Below are 6,694 nucleotides of genomic sequence, written 5' to 3' on the forward strand. Positions count from 1 at the left end.
GAACCGGCGGGTGCGTTGTCGGCCGATCGTGGCACCGCCCCACCGGTCTCCGGAGGCACGGCACCACGCCCGTCCCCGTCCGCGGTCGAGCCGGATCCGCTCCCGCGCCGACGGACGGTGCCCCGCCGCCACACCTCTCCTCCGCCGTCCCAGCCGTGCCCGGGCGACGGTCGGCGGCCGATGGCCGGAAGAGCCCTTGCCGCCGCGACAGCCCCGACGCCCGCCACGTCCACCCGGCTCAGCCCGGCCCGGCGGAGGTCGCGGTCGAGGACCGGTGCGTGCGGTCCGGGCCGGTGGATCGTTGGTCAGGGCATGGTGAGCGGAGCGGGCGGTGGCGCGGAACGGGCGCCGATGGTGTGGGCGTTGGCGGTGCACCCGGCGGAGGTGGGGCCGCCGTTCGCGGAGGCGATCGTGGAGGTCGGTCCGCAGCTGTACGGAGACCTGGTGGAGGACGTGGTGAACAGCGGGTTCGTGCTCGCGGCGGGGGATCCACCGGCGACCACCGGGACGGTGGAGGTCGGCGGCGACCGCCTGGTGCGGCTGGTGCTGGTGGGAGGCCGTCAGGTGTGGGAGCCGGCCTCGCCGGTCCTGGTCTCGTCCGGCTGGCTGTCGGCCGCGCGGGGCCGGGCCGGGGTGGTCGTGATCGTGGTGCCGCCCGGCACCTGGCCGGCCGGCCTGATGGATCTGCCCCTACAGGACCGGATCGACGCCTTCACCCGGAGCCTGGAGGAGGCCCGCGCGGCGGGCCGGTTGCTGCACGGACTGGTCGGCCTCGAAGTCTGACCAGCTGCGGAGCGTTCCGGGCGGCCCGCGCGGACGCCGGGTCAGCAGCCGGAGCCGGCCGCCCTACGGCTCCGCCCGTGGGGCGGCCACCGCCGCGTGCCCGGGCCATGCACGGAAACCGGCTTGCAGACAAGGCCCACGACACGATTTGCTGTACCTCTGACCTGACCTGGTCCTCTTGCCGCTCCGGTCCGACCCGGACGCGCTGTTCTCGGGAGAGTCGCATCAACACCGTCATACGCCGTCGTACCCGCCGCGCCGTACTCGCTGCCTCGGTCACCGCCACGGTCCTGGCCGGGGGCCTCACCGCCTGTGGCACCGTCAAGGAGCTCAACGCCGCGGACAAGGTCTCCAAGGCGTTCCAGAAGATCGGGGACCGCAAGGCCTTCAAGGCCGAGCTGTCCGTCCAGGCCAGCGCCGATCAGCTGATCGCCTTCGGCAAGGCGGTCGAGGACCCGATCGAGCCAGACACCGCCCGCGCGGTGTCCGACCTGACTCTCTCCGTGTCGATGAGCGCCGACAAGCCGCTCAAGGATGTCGGAGCGCTCAAGAAGGGTTCCGCGGAGACCAACTCGACGGCCGACTTCCAGGGCCTCGACCTCGCCTACGTGCTGGCTTCGAAGAAGGGCCAGACGTACGCCGACGTCCGCGTCGTCGACTCCAAGTTCTACCTCAAGGTCGACATCAAGGGCATCGCGGAGCTGGCCGGTGAGGACGCGACGGCGGTCACCCGGTTCGCCGCCGAACTGCCGCCCGAGGCCAAGGTCATCAAGGACGTGGTCGACGGCAAGTGGGTGTCCCTCGACACCAAGCAGCTGGAGCAGTTCGGCAAGGACGCCCAGAAGGGCGCCGGTTCGGCGGCCCGGCCCTCGGCCGCGCCGACGCTGGACGAGCAGACCTCCCGCAACCTGATCAACTCCGTGAAGGACGTGCTGACCAAGAACGTCTCCTTCGAGGACAAGGGCAAGCAGGACGGCGCCGACCTGATCCGCGTCTCCGCCCCGACCCGCGGCCTGCTCGACGGCCTGCTCCAGGCCGTGCGACCGCTCGCCAAGGACCTGCCGCAGCTCTCGCCGCTGCCCTCCACGCTCCCCTCCGACGTGCCCGACCGGCAGATCGGCGTCGACCTCGCGATCAAGAACGGCGCGATCTCCTCGGCCACCTTCGACCTGGCCCAGCTGACGGAGAAGGCCGGCCCCGACGTCCACCTCCCGGTGCGGCTCTCGCTGAGTGACGACGTCGAAGCTCTCAAGGCGCCTTCCGGGGCCACCGAGATCACCGACGCGGACTTCAAGTCCTTCGGTGAGCTGCTGACCGCCCAGGTCCTCGGAGCGGGTGCCGGGGCGGGTGCCGGAACTGGCGCCGGTGCCGGGGCCGGGGCCGGGGCCGGCTCCACGCCGGCCGCCCCGCTCACCGACGCTCAGCTGGGCGAGCTCGCCGCGGCGGGCATGGACGCCGAGCAGGCCAAGGCGATGAACAAGCTCGGCTTCAGCTTCGAGGAGCTCAAGGAGCTGGCCGCCGTCTGACGGCCCACCACTCGACCGGCGCGGCCCCGTGCTTCTCCTTCCGGAGGGCGCGGGGCCGCGCCGCTTGGTGTGAGCACCCGGGAGGCGCGTTCCGGCTCGGGCGGGGACCGCTCCCGGACGCCCGGTCACCTGGCTGCCACGGGCGGGTCGCCCCGTCCGCGCGGGCCTGCCTACCGTGGGCGGATGAGCGAGCGTCAGGCGGGCAGGCCGGTTCTCCGGCGGGCGGGCTGTCTCGGGGCCGCCGGCGCCTTCGCCGTCTGCATGGCCGGTACCACGCTGCCGACCCCTCTCTACGGCCTCTACCAGCAGCAGCTGGGCTTCTCCGAGCTGATCGTCACGGTCGTGTTCGCGATCTACGCCCTCGGTGTGATCGGTGTGCTGCTGTCGCTGGGCAGCGTCTCCGACAGCGTCGGGCGCCGGCCGGTGCTGCTGTGCGGCCTCGGCCTGGCGGCGCTCAGCGCGCTCTGCTTCCTGTTCGAGGGCGGGCTGCCGCTGCTCTGTCTGGGCCGGCTGCTGTCCGGCCTGTCGGCCGGGCTGTTCACCGGCACCGCCACCGCGTACGTGCTGGAACTCGCCCCGCCGGGCCACGAGGGCCGGGCCGCGTTCGCCTCGACCGCGGCGAACATGGGCGGGCTCGGCTGCGGCCCACTGCTGGCGGGGCTGCTCGCCCAGTACGCGCCGGAGCCGCTGCGGCTTCCCTTCGTGGTGCACCTGGTGCTCGTCGCCGTGTCGTTCGCGGTGACCTGGTGCCTGCCGGAGACGGTGCGCCCGGCGCGGCCGCTCGCCGCCGCGCGGCCCCGGCTGCTTCGTCTGCCCCCGGAGACGCGCGGGGTGTTCGTCCCGGCCGGGATCGCCGGGTTCGTCGGCTTCTCCCTGCTGGGCGTCTTCACCTCCGTCACACCGGCCTTTCTGGCGGAGCGCCTCGGTGTGCACAACCACGCGGTGGTCGGGCTGGTGGTCTTCCTGGCGTTCTTCGGTTCCACGATCGGTCAGTTGCTGGGCGCCCGGCTGGATCCGGTCCGGGCGCTCCCGCTGGGCTGTCTGGTCCTGGTCGTCGGGCTGGCGCTGATGGCCGGTTCGCTGGCCTGGACGTCGCTGCCGGCGCTGGTACTGAGCGCGCTGATCGGCGGCGCCGGCCAGGGTCTGGCACTGCGTGGCGCGGTGGCCGTGGTCGCCCGCGCGGCTCCTGTGGCGCACCGCGGTGCCGTGCTGTCCTCGCTCTTCGTGGTCGCCTATCTCGGCATCTCCATCCCGGTCATCGGCATCGGTGTGCTGACCGGCCCGCTCGGCCTGGCGGAGGCCGGGCTGGTCTTCATCGCCTGCGCGGTGCCGCTGGCCGGAGCCGCCGGCCTCCACCTGTCCCGCCACCCGGCCCGGTGACCGGGAGGCCGCGGCCCGGCCGCCCGCTGCGCCGCTCCGCCATGCCGTTGCCGCCGTACGATCCGTAGGCGTACGGTGGCCACACGGTGGCGTTCAGGCCGACGGCGCGCCCGCCAACGCGCGACATGACGGCGGTGCCACCGCCTCGCGTTGGCACGCACTGCCGGAGAGCGCGATGGCAGATCCGATGGCTTTTTTCACCACCCCCCGCCGGCCCCGTGAGCGGAGGGCTCCGCAGGAGCGGCTGGGAGACTGGCGCGAGGTCCACCAGGTGGGAGCGAAGCTCCCGGTGGTGGGCGAGCAGGCCGCCCGTTGCATGGACTGCGGCCTGCCCTTCTGCCACGCCGCCTGCCCGTTGGGCAACCTCATCCCGGACTGGAACACGCTGGTCTCCCACGACGACTGGCAGGCCGCCGCCGAGCGCCTGCTGGCGACCAACAACTTCCCCGAGTTCACCGGCCGGCTCTGCCCCGCCCCCTGCGAGAGCGCCTGCGTCCTGGCCATCGACACCGAGGCCGTGACGATCAAGAACGTGGAGCTGGAGATCGCCGACCGGGCCTGGGCGCTGGGGTACGACCAGCCGTGCCCGCCGGATCGGCCGACCGGCCGGCGGGTGGCCGTCATCGGCTCGGGCCCGGCCGGCCTGGCCGCCGCCCAGCAGCTGACCCGCGCGGGGCACGCCACCACGGTGTACGAACGCGCCGACCGGATCGGCGGGCTGTTGCGCTACGGCATCCCCCCGTTCCGGCTGGAGAAGCACCGGCTGGACCGGCGGATCGACCAGATGCGGGCGGAGGGCACCAGCTTCCGCGCCGGGGTCGAGGTGGGCCGCGACCTGGCCGCGGACGAACTGCGCGCCCAGTACGACGCGCTGGTGGTCGCGGTCGGTGCCACGGCCTTCCGGGATCTTCCGGTGCCCGGCTGCCGACTGGCCGGCGTGCACCAGGCGATGACCTATCTGACCCTCGCCAACCGGGTCGACGAGGGCGACTTCCCGGCGTCCCCGGTGTCCGCCGAGGGCCGCAGCGTGGTGATCGTCGGGGGCGGCGACACCGCCGCCGACTGCCTGGGGACGGCCCTGCGGCAGCGTGCGGCGGCCGTCACCCAATTCGACATCAACCCCCGGCCGCCCGAGCGACGGTCCGCCGACCAGCCCTGGCCGGTGCACCCCAAGGTGTACCGGGTGACCAGCTCGCACGAGGAGGCCGGCGGAGCGGCCACCGAACCCAGGGTGTTCGCGGCGACCGCGGTCGGGTTCGAGGCGGGCGCGGGCGGGAGCCTGGCGGCCGTCCGGTTCGCGGAGGCGCGGCCGGGTGACCGCAGCCCCCGGCCGGGGACCGAGCGGATCGTCCCGGCCGAGCTGGCACTGCTGGCCCTGGGTTTCTCGGGCCCGGAGCGGGACGCGGCGCTGACCGGACAGCTCGGCCTCGCGGTCGATCCACGGGGAAACCTCGCCCGGGACGACGGTTTCGCGACCGCGGTGGACGGGGTGTTCGTCGCGGGGGACGCGGGGCGCGGGCAGTCCCTGATCGTCTGGGCGATCGCCGAGGGCCGGGCCGTGGCCGCCGCGGTGGACCGCTACCTGCGCGGCGGCACCGAGCTGCCCGCACCGGTCGCGCCGTCCGACCGCAGCTGGTAGAGCTCGCGCCCCGGGCGAACAGTGTGCCCGCTCGGCCGGAGGCACCCCCCGCTGGTCTGCCACGCCCTCACCGTCATCCCGCCCTCACCTCTCGGGCCGGCCGTCCCGGCCCGCCGCCGGCGTGCGCTGCGGGCCGACGGCGCTCTGCCCCTCCCGGTCGGCGAAGGCCGGGGCGAGCGTGCTCAGGTCGAGCAGCAGGCCGAGGACGTCGTGCGCGTTGGCGGCGAGCCGCCGGGACTGGTCGGCCGCTTCGCCGGTGGTCCTGCCGAGCACCCGGGCGCTGACGGCGTCGATCAGCTGGTGGGTGCTCTCCGCCACCCGGCGTACCAGCCGGTCGAACTCCTCGTGATCGGCCGGCCGCTCGACCGGCGGCCCGCACACCGACACCGCGGCCGCCGCCTCTGCGACCGCGGGCGGGCGTTGCTCGCCCGCCTCACTGAACCGACCGGTGTCGGACATGACTGACCTCCTGCTTCGCACCCGGACGAACCGGCCCGGCGACCGGATGGAGCGCCGCCGCGGTTGCCGATGGTACACGGCCGTGCGCGGAGCGTGTCCAGTGGTTTTCGCCGAACCGCTCCGCCCCGAAGGGGTGGTCCCGCGGTGCCGCCCCCGGTCGGTCAGTCGCCGTCCGCCCGGTCCGCCCGCCCGGCGAGTCGGCCACCCTCCCCACTCGGTCACTGGTAGTAGTTGCGTGGTTGCGGTGTGAACTCCCGTCGGGGTGTCCGGCGGGAGCGTCGGCCGCCCCGACTCGACAGATGCGCACCGCCGCGCAGTGCTCGCCGCGGTGCCCGGGTGTTGGACAAGGAGCGGTCATGGGTGGCAGACAGCGTCCGCCGAGAGCGCGGAGCCCTCGGCCGGGCAAGGAGGCCGGGGCCGGTGCCCGGGTCGACTCGCGGGTGGAGATCGCGCGACTCGAGGGCTATCTGGCCTGGGAGGCGGAGGTGGCGGCGGCCGAACGGGACGCGCAGGCCTTCGCGGCCCGGTTCCCCTGGCTGTCGCCCGGCGAACGGGAGAGCCTCGAACAGGCCTACGCGGCCGACCGGCTGCGCTATGCCGAGGAGGTGGTCGACCGGGCGGTCGAACGGTGCCGTCAGCTCGCGGCCCGTTACCGCAGTGAGTGCCGGCGGATCTGTTCGCGCTGGGCGGCCGTCTGCCTCTCGGTGGCGCTCGCGGCGGCCCTGCTCGCCGTCGTCCCCGCCGCCCTGCGCGGCTGATCCGCGCCGACGCGGCAGCGAAGGGGCCCGCCACACGCCGGAGCGTGTGGCGGGCCCCATCGCCGTGGGGGGGGCGGGGGGGGGGGGGCCGGCGGGGGGGGGGGGGGGGCGCCGGAAAACAAGTCGGTCGCGCGGCGGGGGGGGTGGGG

6 protein-coding genes are annotated in these 6,694 nt (G+C 74.6%); 5 read left to right on the forward strand and 1 reads right to left on the reverse strand.

Going from position 1 to position 6,694, the window contains the following annotated elements; all coding sequences use genetic code 11:
• Positions 1-312: 312 nt before the first annotated feature.
• From ACIQIB_RS20085 to ACIQIB_RS20100, 4 genes are all read left to right on the forward strand, one after another.
• Positions 313-783: a hypothetical protein gene (locus ACIQIB_RS20085; RefSeq protein ID WP_400652859.1), complete on the forward strand. Its 471-nt coding sequence runs from the start codon at positions 313-315 to the stop codon at positions 781-783.
• Positions 784-890: 107 nt separating this feature from the next.
• Positions 891-2,309, forward strand: coding sequence for a hypothetical protein (locus ACIQIB_RS20090; RefSeq protein ID WP_400652861.1), 1,419 nt, complete (start codon positions 891-893; stop codon positions 2,307-2,309).
• Between the two features lie 183 nt (positions 2,310-2,492).
• Positions 2,493-3,689 (forward strand): MFS transporter, encoded by a 1,197-nt coding sequence (locus ACIQIB_RS20095; protein ID WP_400759404.1) that lies wholly within the window; start codon positions 2,493-2,495, stop codon positions 3,687-3,689.
• Positions 3,690-3,864: 175 nt separating this feature from the next.
• Positions 3,865-5,328: a glutamate synthase subunit beta gene (locus ACIQIB_RS20100; RefSeq protein ID WP_363613655.1), complete on the forward strand. Its 1,464-nt coding sequence runs from the start codon at positions 3,865-3,867 to the stop codon at positions 5,326-5,328.
• Between the two features lie 84 nt (positions 5,329-5,412).
• Here the strand turns inward: ACIQIB_RS20100 and ACIQIB_RS20105 are convergent, their stop codons facing one another.
• Positions 5,413-5,787 carry a hypothetical protein gene (locus ACIQIB_RS20105; RefSeq protein ID WP_363613657.1) on the reverse strand — a complete coding sequence of 125 codons (375 nt, stop codon included), beginning with the start codon at positions 5,785-5,787 and terminating at the stop codon, positions 5,413-5,415.
• A gap of 356 nt (positions 5,788-6,143) precedes the next feature.
• Here ACIQIB_RS20105 and ACIQIB_RS20110 point away from each other — a divergent pair, with 356 nt between their 5' ends.
• Positions 6,144-6,545 carry a hypothetical protein gene (locus ACIQIB_RS20110; protein ID WP_363613659.1) on the forward strand — a complete coding sequence of 134 codons (402 nt, stop codon included), beginning with the start codon at positions 6,144-6,146 and terminating at the stop codon, positions 6,543-6,545.
• The last annotated feature ends 149 nt before the right edge of the window (positions 6,546-6,694 follow it).

Origin of the sequence: Kitasatospora sp. NPDC092286 (assembly GCF_044755565.1) — a bacterium.
Lineage (GTDB): Bacteria > Actinomycetota > Actinomycetes > Streptomycetales > Streptomycetaceae > Kitasatospora.

Excerpts from the sequence above, each read along its gene's own strand:
- ACIQIB_RS20110 (WP_363613659.1), top strand. The coding sequence starts at position 6,144 with ATGGGTGGCAGACAGCGTCCGCCGAGAGCGCGGAGCCCTCGGCCGGGC.
- ACIQIB_RS20100 (WP_363613655.1), top strand. The coding sequence starts at position 3,865 with ATGGCAGATCCGATGGCTTTTTTCACCACCCCCCGCCGGCCCCGTGAG.
- ACIQIB_RS20090 (WP_400652861.1), top strand. The coding sequence starts at position 891 with ATGCACGGAAACCGGCTTGCAGACAAGGCCCACGACACGATTTGCTGT.
- ACIQIB_RS20105 (WP_363613657.1), bottom strand. The coding sequence starts at position 5,787 with ATGTCCGACACCGGTCGGTTCAGTGAGGCGGGCGAGCAACGCCCGCCC.
- ACIQIB_RS20085 (WP_400652859.1), top strand. The coding sequence starts at position 313 with ATGGTGAGCGGAGCGGGCGGTGGCGCGGAACGGGCGCCGATGGTGTGG.
- ACIQIB_RS20095 (WP_400759404.1), top strand. The coding sequence starts at position 2,493 with ATGAGCGAGCGTCAGGCGGGCAGGCCGGTTCTCCGGCGGGCGGGCTGT.